At 67.3% G+C, this 21,205-nt stretch carries 20 protein-coding genes; 14 read left to right on the top strand and 6 right to left on the bottom strand.

Annotated elements, in window-relative coordinates; all coding sequences use genetic code 11:
* Positions 1–34: 34 nt before the first annotated feature.
* From AC1PQG_RS16955 to lysS, 6 genes are all read left to right on the top strand, one after another.
* Complete coding sequence (locus AC1PQG_RS16955) at positions 35–1,285, top strand: hypothetical protein (protein ID WP_481118990.1); 1,251 nt, start codon at positions 35–37, stop codon at positions 1,283–1,285.
* A 7-nt stretch (positions 1,286–1,292) separates the two neighbouring features.
* Positions 1,293–2,648: a hypothetical protein gene (locus tag AC1PQG_RS16960; protein WP_481118991.1), complete on the top strand. Its 1,356-nt coding sequence runs from the start codon at positions 1,293–1,295 to the stop codon at positions 2,646–2,648.
* Entirely contained in the window at positions 2,648–3,358 is a 711-nt protein-coding gene (locus AC1PQG_RS16965) for a hypothetical protein (protein ID WP_481118992.1), read from the top strand. The genes AC1PQG_RS16960 and AC1PQG_RS16965 overlap by 1 nt, the downstream gene beginning before the upstream one ends.
* On the top strand, positions 3,358–6,159 hold the full coding sequence (locus tag AC1PQG_RS16970) for an AAA family ATPase (RefSeq protein WP_481118993.1): 2,802 nt from the start codon (positions 3,358–3,360) through the stop codon (positions 6,157–6,159). The genes AC1PQG_RS16965 and AC1PQG_RS16970 overlap by 1 nt, the downstream gene beginning before the upstream one ends.
* A gap of 162 nt (positions 6,160–6,321) precedes the next feature.
* Positions 6,322–7,422 (top strand): GGDEF domain-containing protein, encoded by a 1,101-nt coding sequence (locus tag AC1PQG_RS16975; protein WP_481118994.1) that lies wholly within the window; start codon positions 6,322–6,324, stop codon positions 7,420–7,422.
* 117 nt (positions 7,423–7,539) lie between these two features.
* Positions 7,540–9,039, top strand: coding sequence for a lysine--tRNA ligase (lysS, locus tag AC1PQG_RS16980; RefSeq protein WP_481118995.1), 1,500 nt, complete (start codon positions 7,540–7,542; stop codon positions 9,037–9,039).
* Between the two features lie 177 nt (positions 9,040–9,216).
* Here lysS and AC1PQG_RS16985 read toward each other — a convergent pair whose 3' ends face one another.
* Genes AC1PQG_RS16985 through AC1PQG_RS17000 form a run of 4 tightly spaced genes read right to left on the bottom strand, consistent with a single transcriptional unit; the run spans position 9,217 to position 12,730 of the window.
* A complete protein-coding gene (locus AC1PQG_RS16985) occupies positions 9,217–10,902 on the bottom strand; it encodes a flotillin family protein (RefSeq protein WP_481118996.1) in 1,686 nt (561 codons plus the stop codon).
* 46 nt (positions 10,903–10,948) lie between these two features.
* Positions 10,949–11,575, bottom strand: a complete 627-nt coding sequence (locus tag AC1PQG_RS16990; RefSeq protein ID WP_481118997.1) for a YqiJ family protein — start codon at positions 11,573–11,575, stop codon at positions 10,949–10,951.
* Positions 11,572–12,246, bottom strand: coding sequence for a PspA/IM30 family protein (locus AC1PQG_RS16995; RefSeq protein ID WP_481118998.1), 675 nt, complete (start codon positions 12,244–12,246; stop codon positions 11,572–11,574). Before AC1PQG_RS16995 ends, AC1PQG_RS16990 begins: the two co-directional genes overlap by 4 nt.
* Complete coding sequence (locus tag AC1PQG_RS17000) at positions 12,239–12,730, bottom strand: hypothetical protein (protein WP_481118999.1); 492 nt, start codon at positions 12,728–12,730, stop codon at positions 12,239–12,241. Before AC1PQG_RS17000 ends, AC1PQG_RS16995 begins: the two co-directional genes overlap by 8 nt.
* Before the next feature lie 210 nt (positions 12,731–12,940).
* Here AC1PQG_RS17000 and AC1PQG_RS17005 point away from each other — a divergent pair, with 210 nt between their 5' ends.
* From AC1PQG_RS17005 to AC1PQG_RS17025, 5 genes are all read left to right on the top strand, one after another.
* Positions 12,941–13,507: a TetR/AcrR family transcriptional regulator gene (locus AC1PQG_RS17005; RefSeq protein WP_481119000.1), complete on the top strand. Its 567-nt coding sequence runs from the start codon at positions 12,941–12,943 to the stop codon at positions 13,505–13,507.
* On the top strand, positions 13,504–14,460 hold the full coding sequence (locus tag AC1PQG_RS17010; protein WP_481119001.1) for an HlyD family secretion protein: 957 nt from the start codon (positions 13,504–13,506) through the stop codon (positions 14,458–14,460). Before AC1PQG_RS17005 ends, AC1PQG_RS17010 begins: the two co-directional genes overlap by 4 nt.
* A 1-nt stretch (position 14,461) precedes the next feature.
* A complete protein-coding gene (locus AC1PQG_RS17015) occupies positions 14,462–15,388 on the top strand; it encodes an ABC transporter ATP-binding protein (protein WP_481119002.1) in 927 nt (308 codons plus the stop codon).
* A 4-nt stretch (positions 15,389–15,392) separates the two neighbouring features.
* A complete protein-coding gene (locus AC1PQG_RS17020) occupies positions 15,393–16,514 on the top strand; it encodes an ABC transporter permease (protein WP_481119003.1) in 1,122 nt (373 codons plus the stop codon).
* 153 nt (positions 16,515–16,667) lie between these two features.
* Positions 16,668–17,225 (top strand): H-NS family nucleoid-associated regulatory protein, encoded by a 558-nt coding sequence (locus tag AC1PQG_RS17025; protein WP_481119004.1) that lies wholly within the window; start codon positions 16,668–16,670, stop codon positions 17,223–17,225.
* A gap of 62 nt (positions 17,226–17,287) precedes the next feature.
* On the opposite strand, the gene AC1PQG_RS17030 is transcribed toward AC1PQG_RS17025, so the two are convergent.
* Both AC1PQG_RS17030 and AC1PQG_RS17035 read right to left on the bottom strand, forming a co-directional pair.
* On the bottom strand, positions 17,288–18,682 hold the full coding sequence (locus AC1PQG_RS17030) for an exonuclease domain-containing protein (RefSeq protein ID WP_481119005.1): 1,395 nt from the start codon (positions 18,680–18,682) through the stop codon (positions 17,288–17,290).
* 4 nt (positions 18,683–18,686) lie between these two features.
* Entirely contained in the window at positions 18,687–19,160 is a 474-nt protein-coding gene (locus AC1PQG_RS17035; protein WP_481119006.1) for a hypothetical protein, read from the bottom strand.
* Positions 19,161–19,602: 442 nt separating this feature from the next.
* Here AC1PQG_RS17035 and AC1PQG_RS17040 point away from each other — a divergent pair, with 442 nt between their 5' ends.
* The 3 genes from AC1PQG_RS17040 to AC1PQG_RS17050 are packed head-to-tail and all read left to right on the top strand — an operon-like array spanning position 19,603 to position 21,200.
* Positions 19,603–19,899 carry a phenol hydroxylase subunit gene (locus tag AC1PQG_RS17040; protein WP_481119007.1) on the top strand — a complete coding sequence of 99 codons (297 nt, stop codon included), beginning with the start codon at positions 19,603–19,605 and terminating at the stop codon, positions 19,897–19,899.
* A gap of 3 nt (positions 19,900–19,902) precedes the next feature.
* The gene (locus AC1PQG_RS17045) at positions 19,903–20,904 is read left to right on the top strand and encodes an aromatic/alkene monooxygenase hydroxylase subunit beta (RefSeq protein ID WP_481119008.1); all 1,002 of its coding nucleotides are present in this window, start codon (positions 19,903–19,905) and stop codon (positions 20,902–20,904) included.
* A gap of 14 nt (positions 20,905–20,918) precedes the next feature.
* Positions 20,919–21,200: an MmoB/DmpM family protein gene (locus AC1PQG_RS17050; RefSeq protein WP_481119009.1), complete on the top strand. Its 282-nt coding sequence runs from the start codon at positions 20,919–20,921 to the stop codon at positions 21,198–21,200.
* The last annotated feature ends 5 nt before the right edge of the window (positions 21,201–21,205 follow it).

Here is a 21,205-nt window from a genome sequence, read left to right on the forward strand (position 1 = left end):
GTGCTTTTTTCCCTCTCCTGATCGAACCGCTACCATGCTGCGAATCCTTGTCTGGTTGAGCGGCAGCATCGTGCTGCTGGCAGTGGCGGCCGTCGTTCTGGCATTCCAGGCGGTGGAAGACAAGCCGCTGGTCACCACCGGCAGCGCGCCCGCACCCGCAGCACTGATGCGCGCCAAGGCGATCCTCCGCAAGAACGATCCACGCCGATTGACCCGCGACGAGCGGCGCGAGATCAACATTGCCGCGCCAGACCTGGAAGCGCTGGTCGCCCTCGCCGCCCGCCGCGGCCTCCAGGCCGACACCCGTGTCGAGTTGCTCCAGGGGGGCGCCGAAATCAGCTACTCCGCCCAGTTGCCACCCAACCCGCTCGGCCGTTACCTCAACGTCAGCACCCAGCTCGGCGCCGGCGCCGACGGCCTCAAGTTCGAACAGGTGCGCGTCGGCCGCGTGCCGGTGCCGCCGGCCCTGTTCCAGGCTGCACTTGAGCACTACCTGAAACGTACCCAGTTCGCGTCCGATCTCAGTTTGCTGGCGCGCAGCATCGACCGGGTCTCCGTCACACCCGCGGGCGTTCGCGTCGCCTACACTTGGCAGCCCGAACTGCTCGACTCGGCCCGTGCGCTGGCCATCGATCCGGCCCGACGCGACGGCCTGGCCGACGCCCAGCGGCGCCTGACGGCACGCATCGACAGCCTCGGCACACGGCCAAGCGCACCGCTTGCCAGCGTGCTCGGCCCGCTGCTGCAGGAGGCCGGCGAACGCAGCCGCTCCGGCGAGCGCAGCAGTGCTTACCGGGACATCCTGTTGGTCACCGCCGCTCAGCTGTCCGGCCACGACATCGCCCTGCTGATTCCCGAAGCCCGCCAGTGGCCGCGCCCGCGCCCGGTGACGCTGACACTGCGCGGCCGTGAGGACCTCGCCCAGCATTTCACCGTCTCCGCCGCGCTGGCCGCATGGGCCGGCGAACCGCTGGCCAACGCCATTGGGCTCGACAAGGAAGTCAGCGACTCCCGCGGTGGCAGTGGCTTCTCCTTCGTGGACCTGGCCGCCGACCGGGCTGGCACACGCCTCGGCGAACTAGCCGCCGGCGACCCCGAGCGTCTCGCCGCGGCGGTCTCCGCCGGCCTGCGCGACGCGTCCCTGCTGCCACCGATCGACGGCCTGCCCGAATCCATGATGGCCGACGAGTTCCAGCGCCGCTTCGGCGGTGTCGATGCGCCGGCCTACAAGCGCATGGCCGACGAAGTCGAACGCCGCGTCGCCGCCCTCGCCCTGTTCCGCTAAGCCCCGCATGAACGAAGTCCGCCTGGAAGAACTGCTGGCCCCCGGCGTCGCCGCCGACGACGTCCCCGAACTCGCCCCGCTGATCCAAGCCCGCCCGCTGCTGTCCGCCTTCAGCACCCTGTTCCACGGCAGCGAGGCCGAGGTGCTGATGCGCCTGCTGGTGCTGCGCGAGATCGGCAGGGAGACCGACTCCCCGCGCTGGGAACCCGAACAACTGCGCCAGCGCTTCTCCTTCCTCGACCACGTCAAGCTCGAGACGGTACTGCGCCGCCTGCGCAGCAACGGCCTGCTGGAGATCGGCGACGACAGCCTGTACGCCTTGTCCGACCTCGGCCGCAACGCCGTCGCAGCAATCGGCATGATGGTCAGCTTCAGCGCCGAAGACGATCTGGAGCTGGGTTTCCTCACGGCCCAGCTGGCCGGCCTGCAGGCCGTCGGCAGCGTCACGCCGGAAGCCCTCGGCCACCTGCTCGGCAAGCTCAACGACCTGGCCTGGCATTTCGAGGAGGCCATCGCTTCCGGCTCCGAATTTCGCATCGCCGACGCCCGCCGCCGCCTGTCCGCCAACACCCGCTGGATCGAAAAGGGCACCGAAGTCCTGCACGAACTGCTGGCCGACCCCGACGTACCCTTCGACCTGGCCCGTATCGCCCAGCGCATCGGCCTCGCCCAATCGCGCCTGGCCCGTGTGGACGCGGCATTCCAGCGGGCGGTCAACAAGATCGAAGCCCAGCGCGTGACCCTCGGCGGCTCCGGCATTTCGTCCAGCGACGTGGCCGCCTGGCTGCGCAGCCTGGACGTCCGCAAGCTGGCCAGCCTGACCGTCGGCTGCCTCGCCCCAGCCCCCGAACTCACCTTGCTGGCTGGCGGCCACGAGCTTCTCGACCGGGCCGAAATGGCGCTGTCGGAAGAAGCCCGCCAGATGGAGGCCGACATCGCGCTGCCGAGCGCCGAGGAAGCCCCCAGCCGCAACCAGCCGGAGCAGGAAGACCTGCGCCTGCTGCAACACTTCAGCCAACGCCTGTCGCGCCTCACCGAACCCGGCCAGACGCCGGCCAGCCTGGCCAGCGTGGTTACCGGCGGCGGCTTCCCCGCGGCCTCCTACCGCCTGTCCCTGCTGGCCCTGCTCGCCGATGGCGGTGGCGAAGGCGGCGCGACGCCGGCCGACGGTCCGATCGGCGAGTTCATGCGCCTGCCCCTCGAAGTGCGCTTCGAGGCCGCCACCGTGAAGGTCGGCGAAGACGAGATCGCCACCATGTCGGTCGGCCTTGTCGGCGCCCACGGCAGCCTGCCGGCCCGCGAAATGGTGCCCGTCCTAGACGCCGCCTCCGCATCCTCCGAATCCCTTTCCGACCCAGCCTGATGGAACAACAGATCCGGACCCTCACCGCGCGCCTGCTGGCCAGCCGCAGCCTGCCGCGCACCGACCCGCTGGTGCGCCGCGCGCTGGTGGACGAGACCTTCCGCGTCGAACTCGACGCCCGCCTCACCGCCGTCGGCCTGCAGCTCATCGACAACCCCTACGCCGAGCACGTCGCCACCGCCCTCACCGAGGACATGCATGAGCCGGTGTTCGGCGCCACCCGCGAGTACGCCGCCAGCAACATCGGCCTGACCCGCGACCAGCTGGCGCTGCTGGTGGTCATCTGGGCGCTGATCATCCTGCCCAAGCGCGAGCGCCAGGTGAATCGCCAGAAGCTCGGCGACGACGGCCAGGGCGACATGTTCAGCAAGGACGCCCCGGTGGAGCGCGGCGACGCCGTCTCCAGCCCCATCGTCGAAGCCTCCCTGCTGGCCGACTTCGCCAACACCCTCGGCCACAAGACCTACGTGCAGGGCAAGCTACTGTCCCGCCTGGCCCAGCTCGGCTTCATCGAACGCAAGGCCGGCATGATCCACGAAGGCCCGCTGCTCGACGTGCTGCTCGACTACCGCACCCTCGCCGACCGCATCGTGCACGGCACCCTCGGCGAAGTGCTCGCCCAGGCCGGACACCCGCTCCCCAGCCTCGAAGCCTTTGCGGACGATGACGTCGCCAACATCGAAGAGGCCGGCTCGGAGGAGGACTACTAATGTTCCACATCAAGCAACTCGAACTCGTCCACTGGGACTACTGGCGCCGCTTCAGCCTCCCGCTGGACGCCCAGATCATCACCATCGTCGGCCCCAACGGTTCCGGCAAGACCACGCTGCTCGACGCGCTGCGCACCCTGTTCGGCTTGCGCTGCTCCGGCAAGCGCGACTTCCGCCGCTACGTGCGCCGCGCCAACCGCAGCTTCGCGTGGATCCGCGCAGTGGTCGCCAACCGGCCCGGCAGCACCGGCAAGCGGCCGTTCTTCCCATGCCTGAAGGACGAGGTCACGCTGGCCTGCCGTATCCGCCGCGCTGGCGGCGACTGGACCCGCGACTACGCCATCGCCGACGGCGACGTGCCCATCGAGGCACTGGAAGCCAACGAGAACAAGGCCATCGAATGGGTCGGCTACCGGGACTACCAGAGCCGCCTGGCCTGGGGCGGCCTGACGCCAGCCATCGCCAAGGTGCTGGCGCTGGAGCAGGGCGACACCGACAAGCTCTGCGAATACTCGCCGAAGGCGCTGCTCGAACTGGTCTTCGACGTGTTCGGCGACAAGGAGGTGCTCGACAACTACGCCGCCGCCCGCGAGGAGCAGAGCAACGCCGAGAAGGAGCTCGAAGCCCTCGGCCTCGACCTCGACCGCCTGCGCGCCCAGGCCGAAGCCAAGCGCCTGGAAGCCGACCGCTTCCTCGAATGGAAGCAGCTCAACGACGAAGCCGGCGCCCTCGCCACGGAGATCGTGCCGCGCCTGGAAGCCGCCGAGCTGATGCGCGACATCGAGCAGGCCCGCACCGACATCGCCCGCGGCCGCCTCGACTTTCAGAAAGGCGACGAGGAGCTGGCCGGCCACAAGGCCCGTACCGCCGAAGTGGAAGCCGAGAAGGCCGCCGCCGAAACGGAACGCAAGGCCGCCCGCAGCCGCGAGCTGGAGGCCGAGAAAGCTCACCTCACCGCCCACGACGAAGTCCGCGACTTCGAAAAACTGCTCGCCGAGCGCTCGGCCCTGCGCGCCCGCCTGGCCCGCGAAGCCGGCGACGGCGCGGTGGACCTGGAGGCCGCCTACGCCAAGGCCGACGCGCGCCTGCTCGCGCTGCAGCGCCAGGAGCGGGCCGCCATCGCCGCCTTCGAGGAAAAGACCACCCAGCTGCGCGCCACCCGCGAACACCGCGGGCCGCCGCCCGACGGCGAGGTCAGCCGCTTCCGCAAGCGCCTCGGCGACGCCGGCATCGCCCACCGGGCCCTGTCCGAAATCATCGAGGTCACCGACCCGGACTGGCAGGGCGCCGTCGAAGCCGTGCTGCGCCCCTACCGCAACGTGATCCTGCTCGAACGGGAACAGGACCGCCACGCCGCCTGGGCGCTGGGCGAACAGGAACGCTTCCGCCACTTCATCGTGCCGGAGCTGGAAACCGCCCCGCCGGCCGCCGACGGCTCGCTGGCCGAAGTCATCCGCTTCGCCGACGACGTGCCGCGCTGGCTGGCCGACCTGCTGAACCGCATCCAGCGCGTCGAGGATGCCGACTCCGCCCGCCACCTGCCCAAGGAAACCGAGTGGATCACCCGCGACGGCTACCACCGGGAACGCCGCGGCGCCCGCCACCTGGGCAAGCCGACCGAATTCCATTTCGGTGAGCTGGCCCGCAGCGCCCGCCTCAAGCAGCTCGATGCCGACATGCACAGCATCGACGCCCGCCTGCGCGAGCTGCGCCCCGAGCTGGACGCCGCCAAGGAAGAAGCCGACGCCCTGCGCGCCCGCCTGCACGGCATCGAAGCCGCCCAGCTGCTGGCCGCCCGCGCCGAAGCCTTCGAGCAGGCCGAAGCCGCACTGCCCGGCGCCAAATCACGCCTCACCGCAGCCATCGCGGCCCGTGCCGAATCCAAGGGCGACGTGGACAAGATCGACCAGCGCCTGCGCGGCATCGACATCGAGCTTGACCGCCGCAAGCGCGAGATTTCAGCCCTCGCCCGCAAGGCCCAGGAGCTCGCCGAGACCGCAGCCCCGCGCCGCCGCGAGCAGGCCCGCCGCATCCAGCGCCTGCGCCAGCTGCGCCGCGGCATGCCGGCCGACTGGCGCGAGCCGCAGCAGACCGCGCTGCTGGTGGACAAGTACGGCGACGCCCGCGGCGCGCGGGCCGACCTGGAACGCCTGCGCCAGCGCCTCAACGACGGCGACTGGATCACCGACGACACAGTGCTGACCCTGGCCGGCCGCCTGAAGGCCGACCTGCAGCAGCGCGAACGGGACTACGCCGAGCGGGAAGCCTACTTCGCGACGACCCGCCGCCTCACCTCCGACGCCCGCGCCGCCTACATCGCCAAGCTGCGCATCACGGTCCGCCAATACGGCAAGAACCTGCGCGCCCTCGGCGACCTGGCCAACGTGGACGTGGACTGCCCGGTGCCGATGCTCGAGAACGAAGACCGGGCGCTGGCCTCCGCCGGCCTCGAAGTGCGTTTCGACTTCGACCGCAAGGGCGCCGTCGGCCTCAACGACGGCGAGGCCTCCGGTGGTCAGCAGGTCATGAAGTCGCTGATCCTGCTGATCGCCCTGCTGATGGACGAGGCCCGCCCGGGCGGCTTCGTATTCATCGACGAGCCCTTCGCGCATCTGGACATCGCCAACATCGACCGCGTCGGGACCTTCCTGCGCGCCACCCGCGCCCAGTACCTGATCACCACGCCGGTCACCCACAACGCCAACGTCTTTGCACCGGCCCAGCTCACGCTGGTCACCCGCAAGAAGAAGCCCGGCGACGACTGGGCGCCACCTATCGGCTTGATACAGCGCAGCGTCTGAGCGGGGCGGCGAAACAATCCGCTGCCTCATAATGACAAAAACATGCTACAAAGGGAAAAACGCGCGATAAGCACTGCGCTACCCGCTCACTGCCTGTTTTGGGCTTCAGAATTCACCGCGACGGACGTTAATCGGCCCTCAAGACCCAAACCCGACCCATTCATGCGCCAGCCCCCGGCGGCTCTGCCCGATCCCTCCCGCACTCTCGCGCTGCTTGCCGGCGCCGAAGCCCTTTCGCGCATCCGGGATCTGCGCGGGATCTACCGCCACACCACCGAGACAGCCATGCGCTTTCTCGAAGGCAGTTATGGCCTGCTCTTCGCTGTGCGCTTCACGCCCCCCGAACTCACCGTAGGACTGCTTGGTTACTGCGTCGCCGACAGCACCGCGACCTACTGGGACGACGTCTGCGACGGCCACTCCTGGCTGCCGGTGGATCCGCTGCTGTCCAGTTGCCTGCATGCCGATTTCGGGCACTCCGCGGTGCACGAAGGCGACACCTGGCGCCTGGCCTTCGCCATTGGCACCCTCGGCCAGGCCCGCTGGGTGCTGGAGATCCATAGCCCCAAAGAGCCCAGCGAGGCCGACTGCGCGGCCCTCGGCCTATTCCTGCGCTGCTTCGACAACCAGCACCACGGCTGGGAATACGCCAACCTCGACACCCTCACGCGGCTCCTCAACCGGCGCACCTTCGACGACGACTTCGAACGCCTGATCGCCGCTGCCGAGCAGGCCGAACAAGCCCGCCTCGACGCCAGCGATCGCCGCACGTACGGCCTCACCGTCAGCCAGCCGTGCTGGCTCGCCGTGGCCGACGTCGACCATTTCAAGAGCATCAACGACAATTACGGCCACCTGTTCGGCGATGAAGTGCTGCTACGCATCGCCGACCTGATGCGCCAGAGCTTCCGCAACCACGACAAGCTGTTCCGCTTCGGCGGCGAGGAGTTCGTGGTCATGCTGCGCAATGTCACCGAAGACAACGTGCAGGGCATCTTCGACCGCTTCCGAGAAGCCGTCGCCCAGCACGAGTTTCCGCGGGTCGGGCGCGTGGCCTGCTCGGTGGGCTTCGCGCGCATCGATCCACGCTTGTCGCCGGCCGAACTCCTCGGCCGCGCCGACGAGGCGCTTTACTACTCCAAGGAGCACGGCCGCAACCAGGTCAATGGTTACGACGAACTGGTGATGAGCGGCAAACTGCGCCTCACCATACCGGCCGGTCAGGCCGAGATCCAGTCCGACATCGACGAGATCTTCCTGTAATCACCCACCCATCTCGAGCCCGGCCGCGACGGGCGGGCCGGAATATGTCAAAATTCAGGGCTTTGCGGCATTTCGTGCATCTCGCCGCGCCCATTTCGTTGATTTGAAGAGCCCATCATGTCCGACCAGACCTCCTCGCCCGCCCAGGATGAAAACCACCTGATCGCCGAGCGCCGGCAGAAACTCGCCGAATGGCGCGCCACCGGCAAGGCGTATCCGAACGACTTCTCCCGGGAAAACACCGCCGGCAAGCTCGACGAGGTCTACGGCGAGAAATCCGCCGAAGAACTCGAAGCCATCCCGGTCGAGGTCAAGGTCGCCGGCCGCATCATGCTCAAGCGCGTGATGGGCAAGGCCAGCTTCATCACCATCCAGGACCTGTCCGGCCGCATCCAGCTCTACGTCACCCGCGACGGCGTCGGCGAAGATGTCTATGCCGACTTCAAGCACTGGGACATCGGCGACATCGTCGGCACCGTCGGTACCCTGTTCCGCACCAAGACCGGCGAGCTGTCCATCAAGTCGTCCGAGCTGCGCCTGCTGACCAAGAGCCTGCGCCCGCTGCCCGACAAGTTCCACGGCCTGGCCGACGTCGAGACCAAGTACCGCCAGCGCTACGTGGACCTCATCATGAATGAGGAATCCCGCCACACTTTCGTGGCCCGCAGCCGCCTGATCCAGTCGATCCGCAACTACATGACCGGCCACGGCTTCCTCGAAGTCGAGACGCCGATGATGCACCCCATCCCCGGCGGCGCCGCAGCCAAACCCTTCGTCACCCACCACAACGCCCTCGACATGCAGCAGTTCCTGCGCATCGCGCCGGAGCTCTACCTCAAGCGCCTAGTGGTCGGCGGCTTCGAGAAGGTCTTCGAGGTCAATCGCAACTTCCGCAACGAAGGCCTGTCGCCCCGCCACAACCCCGAATTCACGATGATGGAGTTCTACGAGGCCTACGCGGACTACCGCAGCCTCATGGACTTCACCGAAGGCCTCCTGCGCCACGCCGCCCGTGAAGCGCTGGGCACCGAGGTGTTCACTTACCAGGGCCGCCAGCTGGACCTGTCCAAGCCCTTCCATCGTCTGACCATCGTCGATGCGATCCGCAAACACCACCCTGGCTTCACCGACGCCCAATTGGGCGATGCCGAGTGGCTCAAGCAGAAGATCAAGGACTTCGGCGAGAAGGTCAAACCGGGCGGCCTCGGCAGCCTGCAGCTGCAACTCTTCGAAGCCTGCGCCGAAGCCGAGACCTGGGAGCCGACATTCATCATCGACTACCCGGTCGAAGTCAGCCCGCTGGCCCGCGCCTCCGACAGCAACCCGGACATCACCGAGCGCTTCGAGCTGTTCATCGTCGGCCGCGAGATCGCCAACGGCTTCTCCGAGCTCAACGACCCCGAAGACCAGGCCGCCCGCTTCCAGGCCCAGGCCAAGGCCAAGGACGCCGGCGACGAAGAAGCCATGTATTACGACGCCGACTACATCCGCGCACTGGAGTACGGCCTGCCCCCGACCGGCGGCTGCGGCATCGGCATCGACCGCCTGATCATGCTGCTGACCGACAGCCCGGCAATCCGCGACGTGATCCTGTTCCCGCAGATGCGTCCGGAGTAAGCACCGCCCCCAGTTCCTCAACGATGCCCGGTTCTCGAACCGGGCATTTTTCTGCCCTTCTACTTCCGCTCCAGGCCGGCAGTTCCGGAGCCGCATGTCCAGATGGGTCCCGACCTATCCTTCGGCACAGCGGATGACAGGCGTGCAGCCCTCACCTGGGCATGGGCCGCCGAAAGCTCAAGCCTGCACTTCAGGTGCTTTCAGCAGGGACGACAGGGTGGTGGCCACACCGGTAATGCCGTCGTTGGAGAGGCCGGCGTCCTTCATGACCGCATCGACGATGGGTTTGGCGATTTGATACTGGAGCGCCGAATTCATCACTTGCTCGGGGAAGGTTGCGCCACCGGAAGCTGACGTGGCGCCGTCGGCACCTGCGCCTGCGGCCCCGGGCATGCCGGCGACCTGGAAGATGCGGATCGAGTCGATCTTCTCCATCGGGCGCACGGCCTGTTCGAGGATCTGCGGGAGCTGTTGCAGCAGCAGGGTGCGGACCTGCAGGTCCACCTGTGCCGCCGACAGCGTGTTGAGCGCCTCGTTGATCGCCCGCTTGCCTTCCGCCTCCGCCAGCGAGGCGGCCTGCCTGGCGCGGGCTTCGATTGTGAGCGCCTCAGCCCGGTCCATGGCGGCCTCCTTCTCGGCCGATGCCGATACCTTCACCGCGATGGCGCTCTGCTCCGCCTCCTTCGACGCCTCGATCAGTTGGATGTCCTTGTCCCGTTCAGCAACGGCGACCTGACGGGCGGTGGTCACCGCCTCCTCGGCCTTGACGGCCTCGGCCCGCGCACAGTTGGCCGCGGCGTCGGCGTCGGATTGCTCGCGGGACTTGTTGGCGATGGCGATCTGCGTGTCCTGGCGGGCGATCTCGACCTGCTTGCGCTGCTCGGCGCGCTGCATCTCGGTCTGGCGCTCGAGTTCAATCTCCCGGGTCTGGATCACCAGGTTCTTCTCGATCTCCGCCGCCTTGATCTCGCGTGCGGCTTCGATGCGCTTCTGGCTGACCTGGCGCTCCGCCTCGATCTTGGCCGCTTCGGCCTCGCGGCTGCGTTCGGCTTGCTGGGAGGCGATCAGCGCCACCTGCTCGGCACGGCTCACCTCGATCTCGCGCTGCTGGGCGAGCGTGGCAAACTCCTGGTCCTTCTCGATGGTGAGCTTCTGGCGGGTCGCGTCCAGGTTCTTGGTGCGGACCTGCACCTCGGTGTCCTGCTCGACGTCGTTGCGCTGCTTGCGCCGGGCTTCCGTCTGCTCGGTCAGACGGGTGAGGCCTTCGGCATCGAAGGCGTTGTTCGGATTGAAGAACTGTTTGTCTGTCTGGTCCAGGCTGGTCAACGAGACCGATTCGAGCTCCAGCCCGTTCTTCTCCAGATCTTCGGCAACGGCATTCTGGACGGCCTGGACGAAGTCGCGCCGTTTGTCCTGCAGTTCCTGGATGGTCATGGTTGCCGCGGTCGCACGCAGGGAATCCACGAACTTATCCTCGACCAAGGCCTTCAGTTCGTCCGGGCTCATGGTCCGCGCGCCGAGGGTCTGGGCCGCGATGCTGACGGCTTCTTCCGTCTGCTTGACCCGCACGAAGAAGGCCGCGGTGACATCCACCCGCATCCGGTCGCGGGTGATCAGACTTTCACGCTCTCGCCGCACGACTTCAAGCTTGAGCGTGTTCATGTTGACCAGGACCCGCTCATGGAAGACCGGCAGCACGATCGCCCCCCCGTCCATGATGACGCGCTGGCCGCCGAGGCCGGTGCGGACAAAGGCGGTCTCCTTTGTAGAGCGCTTGTACAGCCGGGCAAAGACAATGCCGACCGCGAGTAGCGAGACAAGCAGGATGGCTGCGAGGATTAGCAGTTCGAACAGGTTACTCATAAAGGGGTTTTCCTTGTACTTGCTTCGGGAGCGCCGCCGTAGGCGGCTAGATCAGATCGGGATGGGGGTTGGCGATGCAGCGGTAGAAGGCGCCGGTCTTGCTGACGATGAGGACCTGGGCTCCTTCGGCGAAGACATCGCCGTCCAGGTCCGGCTCCACCATTAAGTAATGGCTGCGGCCGTGGGCATCCCGCACCCGGGCCTGCGCGGCAAGGCCTTTCCGTGCGGAGCCGCCGACCACCACGCCGGTGCGTCCGAGCAGGCTTTGTTCGCTCACGGCGCTCGTTTCGTCCCGCGGGACGATGTGGGCAATGAGGGTACCGAGGGCACGCACCGTCGCCAGCCCTGCCGGTACGGCCAGCAGGGCGGCCGGGAGTGCCGGCACATAACCGCCGAGCAGTCCATGGGCCAGCATCTGCAGGCTGTAGCCGAAGAGTGCGTAGCCGGCCAGGAAGAGCAACAGCAGCACGAGCGCCGGCACCTGCCCGATGTGCAGCCAACCGAGTACACGATCCAGCCCGGTGTCGCCGTCGATGTCGGGCAGCAGGTCGGTCAGCCAGTCGCTGGGGCTGATCGACAGCAGCATGCCCAGGCCTTCGAGTAGCGCGATGCCAACGATCAGCGCGAATCCGACGCCGAAAGGCAGGGTCTCGGGCGCACTGAGCAGGCTCATGCCTTGCCCGCCTTCAGTTGGGCGATCCGCTCTGCGACGCGCTTTTCCCGGATCAATTCGTCCAACGCCTCAAGTTGGGCAGCCTGTTCCAAGCCCTCGCTGCGGGCGAGGCCTTCAAGGCCGGTCTGGCGTTCAAAGACCCGGTCGAAGGCTTTGGTGACGGCGTCGATACGCTTCGCAGCGGAAGTCTCGACACCAGCGGCAGCCGGCACCGCCGAGCTTCCCGTGGCTCGGCTCTTACGGAACTGGGTCAAAGCCTCCTGCATCTCGCGCTTCTTGGCCAGCAAGGCGGCGACGTAGCCCTGCAGTTCGCCTTCCCGCAGCAGATAGTCACCGAGGGTGGCTTCAAGTACGGGCAGCTGGGCTTCGATATCCAGCAAGCGGGCCACCGCGGCCTTCGCAAGGTCCTCGCGCCCGCTCGCCAGCGCCTCGTGACTTTGCGCCGTGAGTGCCGTGTGCTGAGCGTTGAGCCCGGCATGTCGCTGCTGGGAAAGGTGGCGGTTGGCCGACACCACACCGAGTTCGTGGCGCACGTCGTCGATCACCGCGTCGGCATCGCGAATCGCCTGCTCCATCATCGCTTCCGGCGCCTTGTCTTCGATCCGATCGAGAATCGCGTGTGCACCGCCGGCAATCACCCGGCCGACCCGGGCTTTGAGGGAATCAGACATCGGTAGGTCCTTTCAGGGGTTGGAGGTTGGAGACTAACTCGACTGTTTTGCCCAGGTGGCGCCGGACGACCGCGGGGTCATAGGCGGCAGCCTCGGACGTGATTCCTTGCCGGAGCAGCGTCTCGCCCAGCCCGAAGACCCGGCGCACCAGTGCGTCTTCGAACTTCCTGGCATCCGCTTCGGTGGCCGGGGACTGGCTCACAAGCAGGGCCAGCAGGGCGGTGAGGTGTTCGAGGAGCAGGCTCACGATTTCGGAGCGCGTGTCCGTCTCGCTTTCGATGCGTACCAGCCCTTCGCGCAGGCGGGTCGTCAGATCGCGCGCCCAGGCATGGGCGGCCATGTAGTCGAGGGCGCCGTCATGCTGGCGCTTGAGCTGGCCGAGCAGGATCCGCAGCTTGTCGCTGTTGGTCGTTGCGCCGTCGATCTGCAGCTGGGCAAGCCAGACATACAGATCGCCCGGAATCCGGGCCGAAAGCGGCTCCATTGAAACGGCCGTTGTTTGAGTCACCATGCTGTTCGTCTTCAGGCGATTTCATATGCATACATAGTCATGCATTTTGTCTTTCTGAGTCAACCAGCATATTCATTTAACGTATTTCTTTGCGCGATCGCGTATCCGCAGGCGAACCTCCCAAGAAAGACCGATGCAGGTCCCGCACTTGGTAGCCTTACCAAGAATTGGTAGCCTTACCAAATGCAGGACTCCAGCCCCACACCAACCGGCATTCGCAGCAGAATCCTCGACGCAGGCCTTGCCCTGCTGCGTGGGGAAGGCCTGTTCGCGCTGACACAGCCGCGCATCGCCAAGGCGGCCGGCGTCAGCCAGAGCCATCTGACCTATTACTTCCCGACCCGCGACCGACTGATGCTGGCAATCGCCGAGCACTCCGTCGAACAGGAACTCGGCCAGCTCGGTGGCACGGAGGGCACCGATCCCAAGCTGGCGCTGGCAACGGCCATGCGCTTTCTGCCGCGGGTCAGGATGATGCTCGGCCTGCTGCTCTCGGGCGACCGGGATCCGGAGATCCGCCCCGAGTTCGCCCGTCTTGTGGCCTTTATGCGCAATGCCCTCGGCCAGGTTCTGAGCCGCCTGGGCTACCGCCTGGACGCCCCCCAGGTGCTGGTCTTCCATGCCGCAGTGATTGGGCTGGCGATGATGAACCTGGGTCGCCAGAGCGCCGAGTCGGAGCAGGAGATCGACATCGGCCTCACTCAACTGCTGGCCCTTCTGCCCAGGCCGGACGATGGAGACACTCAATGAAGCTCACCCGCAGCCCCCTGCTCCTCGCAATCCTCCTGTCCGCCTGCGGCAAGGCCCCCGACGTCGGTTTCCAGGGCTACGTGGAAGGCGAATACCTGTACCTGGCCGCACCGCAGGCCGGCTACCTGAAATCCCTCGACAGCCCGCGGGGCAGCCGCGTAACGGCCGGGCAGCAGCTGTTCGCCGTCGCCACCGATCCCGACAGTCAGGCCCTCGCCGAAGCGGAAGCCCGCAGCGGCTCCGCGAAGGAGAAGCTGGAGAACCTCAAGGCGCCGCACCGGGCCCCGGAGATCGCCGCCCTCGAAGCCCAGCTCGCCTCGGCCATCGCGGCCCGCCGCCTGGCCGACACCCAGTTGGCCCAGCAAGACGCCCTGTTCCGCCAGCGCTTCGTGGCCCAGGCCCGTGTGGACGAGGCCCGCGCCAACCGCGACCGCAGCGTCGCCGCCGTTGATGCAGCCCGCCAGCAACTGGAAACCTACCGCCTGGCCCTCGGGCGCCAGGCCGAGGTGCGCGGCGCCGAGGCCGACCTGCAGGCCGCCACCGCCCAGGCCGCCCAGCGGCGCTGGGCTGTCGAACGCAAGACCGTCAGCGCGCCGGCCGTCGGCGAGATCGCCGAAACCTATTACCGCCCCGGCGAATGGGTGCCGGCCGGCGCGCCGGTGGCCAGCCTGCTGCCCGACGCCCGGCGCCGGCTGCGCTTCTTCGTGCCGGAAACCGCCGTTGCCACGCTGAAGCCCGGCCAGGCCGTCGAAGCCCGCTGTGACGCCTGCCCGGCGCCGATCCGCGCCACCATCGACTTCATCGCGCCGCAAGCGGAATACACCCCACCGGTCATCTACAGCCGCGGCAGCCGCGAGAAGCTGGTGTTCCGCGTCGAGGCCGCCCCCGCCGTCGAACAGGCTGCCAGCCTGCGGCCGGGCCTGCCGGTGGACGTCAGCCTGGCCGGGCACTGACATGAACGAACTGGTCATCGACGTTGCCGGGCTCAACAAGCATTTCGGCGACAAGCACGTGGTGCGCGACCTCGGCCTGCAGGTCCGCAAGGGCGAGATCTACGGCTTCCTCGGCCCCAACGGCAGCGGCAAGACCACCTCGATCCGCATGCTGTGCGGCCTGCTGACACCGGACAGCGGCAGCGGCACCTGCCTGGGCCTGGATGTGCTGAAGGACAGCGCCGCGATCAAGCGCCAGGTCGGCTACATGACCCAGAAGTTCTCCCTGTGGGACGACCTCAGCATCGTCGAGAACCTGGACTTCGTCGCCCGCATGTTCGGCATGGCCGACCGGCGCGCGGCCGTGGATCGGGCCATCGACGAGTTGGGCCTTGGCGGACGCCGCAAGCAGCTCGCCGGCACGCTCTCGGGCGGCTGGAAGCAGCGCCTGGCCCTGGCCAGCTGCCTGCTCCACCGACCGCGCCTGCTGCTCCTCGACGAACCCACCGCCGGCGTCGACCCGAAGGCCCGCCGCGACTTCTGGGAGGAGATCCATCGCCTGTCCGCCGCCGGCATCACCATTCTGGTGTCTACCCACTACATGGACGAAGCCGAGCGCTGCCACCGCCTGGCCTACATCGCCTACGGCAACCTGCTGGCCTCCGGCACCGCCGACGAAGTCGTCGCCAATTGCCGGCTCAACACCTGGGAGATCGCCGGCGAGGGCATCCACGGCCTTGCCGAACGCCTGCGCCAGCTGCCCGGCGTGGACCTGGTGGCCAGCTTCGGTACGACGCTGCACGTCAGCGGCACGGACGGCCCCCTGCTGGCCGCCAGCCTGCAGGCCCTGCAGAAGGAAACCGGGCTGGCCGCGACGCCGGTCGCCCCGTCCCTCGAAGACGCCTTCATCCACCTGATGCAACACACCGCCGACCCGCTGGGGAACTGACACCGTGGCCCGCTTTTCCTTCTCCCGCTGGCTCGGCATCCTGATCAAGGAATTCATCCAGCTCCGCCGCGACCGCCTGACCTTCGGCATGATCGTCGGCATCCCGATCATCCAGTTGATGCTGTTCGGCTTCGCGATCAATTCCGACCCCAAGCACCTGCCCACCGCGGTGGTAATGGCCGATCCCGGCCCCTTCTCCCGCGCCTGGGTGGCCGCCATGAGCAACAGCGATTACTTCACCATCGTCGGCAGCGTGGACGAACGCCAGGCCACGGCCCTGCTGGACCGCAGCGAGGTGCAGTTCGTCGTCACCTTCCCGCCCGGCTTCAACCGCGATCTGGTGCGCGGCAAGCCGCCCACGCTGCTCGTCGAGGCCGACGCCACCGACCCGATGGCCACCGGCGGCGCCATCTCGGTGCTCAACAAGCTCGGCGCCGAAGTCTTCGCCGCCGACCTGCCCGGCCTGCAGCCACCGGCCAGTCCGCTGGTGGACCTGCGCATCCACCGCCGCTACAACCCGGAAGGCGTCACCGCCTACAACATCGTGCCCGGCCTGATGGGCGTGATCCTGACGATGACCATGGTGCTGATGACCGGCCTGGCGATGACCCGAGAACGGGAACGCGGCACCTTCGAGAACCTGCTCGCCACCCCGGCTACGCCGCTGGAGGTAATGACCGGCAAGATCGTGCCCTACATCCTGATCGGCCTGATCCAGGTCACGCTGATCCTGCTCGCCGCGCGCTGGATCTTCGACGTACCGATGCACGGCAACCTGCTGCTGCTCTACGGCGTGGTGCTGGTCTTCATCTGCGCCAACCTGACCCTCGGCATCACCTTCAGCTCCATCGCCCGCAACCAGCTGCAGGCGATGCAGATGACCTTCTTCTTCTTTCTGCCGTCGATGCTGCTGTCCGGCTTCATGTTCCCCTTCCGCGGCATGCCGGACTGGGCGCAGACCATCGGCAACGTGCTGCCGCTGACCCACTTCCTGATTCTGGTGCGTGGCATTCTTCTCAAAGGCAACGACATGAACATGCTATGGGCGCAGATCTGGCCTATTCTCGCCTTCATGGTCGGGGTGCTCACCATTGGCCTGAAGACTTTCCGCCGGACGCTGGACTGAGAACAGGGCGTCAACAACCGCAAATCCGCGTTAATGGATCGGATAAATGTTTCATAATGCTGAACTTGGCAGGATCACTGTGGCCTGCCCCGTTTTTGCCGAATCATGACCACCCGCCTCCGATCCGCCCCCGCAGAAGCCGCGTCGTCCTCCATGACAGAACTGAAGTCGTATTCGCTGCCCGAGCTCGAAGAACTCGCGGAACAGATCAAAGCCACAATCCTCAAGCGGGAGCAGGAAGAACAGGAAGCCGCCCGGCGCCAGGCCGAAGAGGCTGAGCGCGCCGCGCGGGCCGCCGAGGAAGAAGCCGCCCGCCTGGCCGCCGAAGCCGCTGCGAAGGCGGCCGCCGAAGCGGAAGAAAAGGCCCGTGCCGCGACCGCCGCCAGAGAACGCAAGCAGGCCGCCGAAAAGGCCCGCCGCGAAGCAGCGGAAGCCAAGGCCAAAGCCAAGGCCCAGGCCGAAGCGGAAAAGGCGAAGGAAGCCGCGCAGGCGGAAATCTCCTTCGCGGAAGCCGCCCCGCCGGCTCCGACGGAGATGCCACTGGTGCGCTTCATGCACCCCTCCAACCGCGCCCTCACCTGGTCCGGCGACGGCCCCAAGCCCGACTGGGTCAATGCCTGGCTGGCCACCGGCGGCACGCTATACGCCCTCGAAATCGCCGCCGAAAAACTCGCCCCCAAGCCCATTCCGGCCAGCCTCCGGCCGCGCTGAAGCCAGGCCGGCGAGAATTCGCCGGTCCCCGTGCTAGTGCCTGTGCGAACGCACCTCCATCGTCATCGTGCCGACTGCAGCGACACGATGCGGGCGCGCTTGAGCGCCTTCTGCAGGATCTTGAAGACGTCGCCGTCGAAAGCCGGTCGGGCGCTTTCCAGCAGCGCGAACACCTCCGCCTCGTCCTTCGCCGTGCCCAGGTAGCACCAGTTGTCCACCACGTGCACCGCCGTGCCTTCACGGATGCCGACCGGCCCTGGATGGGGCCAGGCCTCGACCTTCAGTTTCTGCAGCGCCATCAGCAGGCGGGCAGTGTGCATCCCACGGCTTTCGCCCCCGACGCAGACGCAGCGGCAACGCTTCAGCTGGTAGCCGAAACAGGGCTGGCCGGGCGGTTGCTTCTCGAGCCCGAGGCAGACCTGGCACAGGTTGTGTTCTTCAGCCAGGCCGCGCAGCGTGCGCAGCGCCGTCGCCCGGCTACCGAAGAAGCCGAACAGGTCATCACCCCAGTTCTCCGTCAGGTCACGCGCGTACACCAATTCGGGGCGCCGGCCGCCCTCCCCGTCATCCGCCAGCCGCCACGCGCACAGGTCGGACTGGCGGCGCAGGCGGCGGTTATGCAGAGGCTGGCGGGTCTTCACCAGCGAAGCCTCCAGCAGCAGCGCCTCGATTTCGCCGGCCGTCTCGATCCACTCGACCCTCCGCAGTTGCTGGGAGAGGGCCATCTCCTTGGCGTTGCGGTGGTCGGCGCTGAAGTGGGACAGCACCCGTGTGCGGATGTCCTTGCTCTTGCCCACGTACAGCGGCAGATCATTCTCGCCGAAGAAGAGATACACGCCGGGCTTCTCCGGCAGCTCATCGAGGACGGACTCGTCCAGCTGCGGCGGCACCGACGGCCGGCCGGTCAGCCGCGCGATCTCCGCGTCGATCCGCCCTTCGTCGAAATGCCCGTGGATGTGCTGCCAGAACTGCCAGATCAGCTGGGCATCGGCCAGCGCCCGGTGGCGCTCGCCGACCCGCAGGCCGTGCCGCTCGATCAGACTGTCGAGGCCGTGGCGCTTGTGCTCCGGATACAGGGCCCGCGACAGCTTGACGGTACACAGCACCGGCGGCCGCAGGGTTAGGCCGGCCCGTTCGAAAGCGTTGCGCAGATAACCGTGATCGAAACGCGCGTTGTGGGCGATGAACAATCGCCCGTCGAGGCGCGCATGGATGTCCGCCGCCACCTCGGCAAAGCGCGGCGCATCCGCCACCATCTCGTTGCTGATGCCGGTCAGGCGGGTGATGAACTCCGGAATGCGGCTGGCCGGGCGGATCAGCTGCGACCACTCCCGCACGCCGTCCTCGTCCACCTCGACGATCCCGACCTCAGTGATTCCCTCGTCGGTGGCCGCACCGCCATTGGTCTCGATATCGACGAAGGCCAGCCCGCGCCAGCGCCCGTTGGCCAGCTGCACCGGATCAGCCCCGGCGCCAGCCGCCCGGCCGACGGCGCGGTTGCGCGTCCTCTTCAGCGGGCTTGGCCTTCGGCATCAGCAGGTTCTTGCCGCCGACGGACTTGGAGGCCTGGTGGGCACGCACCGCCTCGGCCACCTGCTCCTCCTGCATGACGATGGACGGGGTCTTCTCCGCCGGCTCGTATTCGGAGAGCTTTTCGCGCAGCAGGAAGATCCGCTCGGCGGTGTCCGCCTTCTTCGGCAGGCGATGCACGAGCTGCAGGCCGGCCTCCGTCAGCGTGTAACGGCCATCCACCTCGACGATCAGGTCGTGGGTCGCGAAACGGCGGAAAGCCTCGGCCCAGCGCGCCTCGGAACCGACACCGCCATCGAGCAGATCCGCCGCCGCGACGATCTCGACCATGTCGGCCGGCCTCCGTTTGGTGGCAAGCAGCATGGACAACAGCAGGAGCGCATCGACATCTTGGACTGGATACATGGGTGACCTTGGAAAAAACGGCACTGGAAGCCGGATGGAAACGGAAAACGTCGGGTGAACGCCGCCTCGGGCGTTGTCCGTTTCGGGAATGAATGGGATCGGCCGGCATTGTAAATCCCTGCAGGCCGCAGAGGTGCCCGAAGACGCATCCGGACCTCCTCGGCCCTTCCCCATAGCGTCGTCGTGCGGCCAGGAGTCGCTTGCGCATTTCCTGAAAACCACCTCGGCGCACGCCCCCACCCGATTTGCGCAGTTGAGAAAATCGCAGCCCGCGCCGTCCTGGCGAGGGCTTTCCGCGGGCCAGCGTGCCCAGCACACGGAATCATAAGAATCAATGACTTGAGATCGTAACCGGCCTGTTTTCAGCCGCCCTGAACGGTGTGGCACAGGCGTTGCAATGGAGCTTCCCACGGCACCACCAGAGTGCCTGACAGGAGACACCATGCAAGACAGCACCTTTCCCCCCGCGGGCAGCTTCAACCCCGCCCGCCGCTTCGTCCGCGTCCGCCAGATGCGTGACGACGGCTTCGTCGAGTTCGACTTCGCCATCGGCGACGCCGAGCTCAGCGTCGAACTCATCCTCCCCCGCGCGGCATTCGAGGCCTTCGCCGGCCTTCCGGGCACGGAGCGCATGAACGAGGACGCCGCCGCCCGGGCCTTCCGGCGGCAGCAGTCCTACCTCTACGGGACGCCGGACGGCGCGCCCGAATCCTCGCACAACAACAATCAGGAGACTTGAACCATGAGCGTCGAGATCCGGGTCGCCAGCATCGACCCGATACGCCAGACCTTCGCCCGCACGTCGCGCCGCTTCGGCGCCGACAAGCCAGCCAGCCGCTACCAGGAAGCCAGCTTCGACCTGCAGCCCCGCGACAACTTCCACTACCGCCCGGTGTGGGACCCGCAGCGGGACATCTACGACCGCCGCCGCACCGCCATCGAGATGCGCGACTGGGACGACTTCCGCGACCCGCGCCAGTACTACTACGCCACCTACGTGCTCAACCGGGCCCGCATGCAGGAAGCCGCCGAGAAGAGCTTCGAATTCGTGGACAAGCACGGCCTGATGGCCACGCTGAGCGTCGAACAGGTGCGGGACATCGAGACCTTGCTGCTGCCCCTGCGCCACCTGGAATGGGCCGCCAACCTCAACAACTGCTTCGTCACCGCCTACTGCTTCGGCAGTTCCATGGCCCAGGGCGCCATGTACGCCACCACCGACCGCCTCGGCATCGCCCAGTACCTGTCGCGGATCGGCCTGCTGCTGGACGGCAACTCCGGCCAGTCGCTCACCGACGCCAAGGCCCGCTGGCTGGGCGACCCGACCTGGCAGCCGCTGCGCCGGCTGGCCGAGCGCTGCCTGGTGCAGAAGGACTGGTTCGAACTCTTCGTCGCCCAGAACCTGGTGCTGGACAGCCTCGTCCATCCGCTGCTGTACGCCCCCTTCCACAGCGGCGTGGGCGACGCCGGCGGCGCCTACCTGGCGATGCTCACCGAGTTCATCAAGGACTGGTCCGCCGACAACCAGAAGTGGGTCGATGCCTGCCTGAAGATCGCCGCCGCCGAATCGCCCGCCAACCGCGCCCGGCTGTCCGCCTGGGCCGCCGAATGGAAGGGCCTGGCCCTCGACGCCCTCGCCCCGCTGGCCCAATGCGCCGCCCACCTGGACGGCCCCGCGCGCCTGGAGACCGCTGCACGCGCGCTGGACCAGCGCATCGCCAAGCTCGGCTTCGACGCCGCCTGAAAAAGGAACACCTGATGAGCTCCATTCAAAGCACCGTCTTCATGGCCCTGCAGACCAATGACGACACTCGCCCGATCATCGAAGCCCTGCAGCGCGACAACCCCGACGCGGTGGTGCACCGCCTGCCGGCGATGGTCAAGATCGACGCCCCCCGGCGCCTGGTGCTCAGGCGCAGCACCGTCGAGGAGATCCTCGGCACCGACTGGGACCTCCAGTCCATCAACCTCAACCTCATCTCCCTGTCCGGCAACGTGGACGAGAGCGAGGACGAAATGATCCTGCACTGGAACCGCTGACGAGG

The organism is Zoogloea sp. GDB6 (assembly GCF_056724105.1).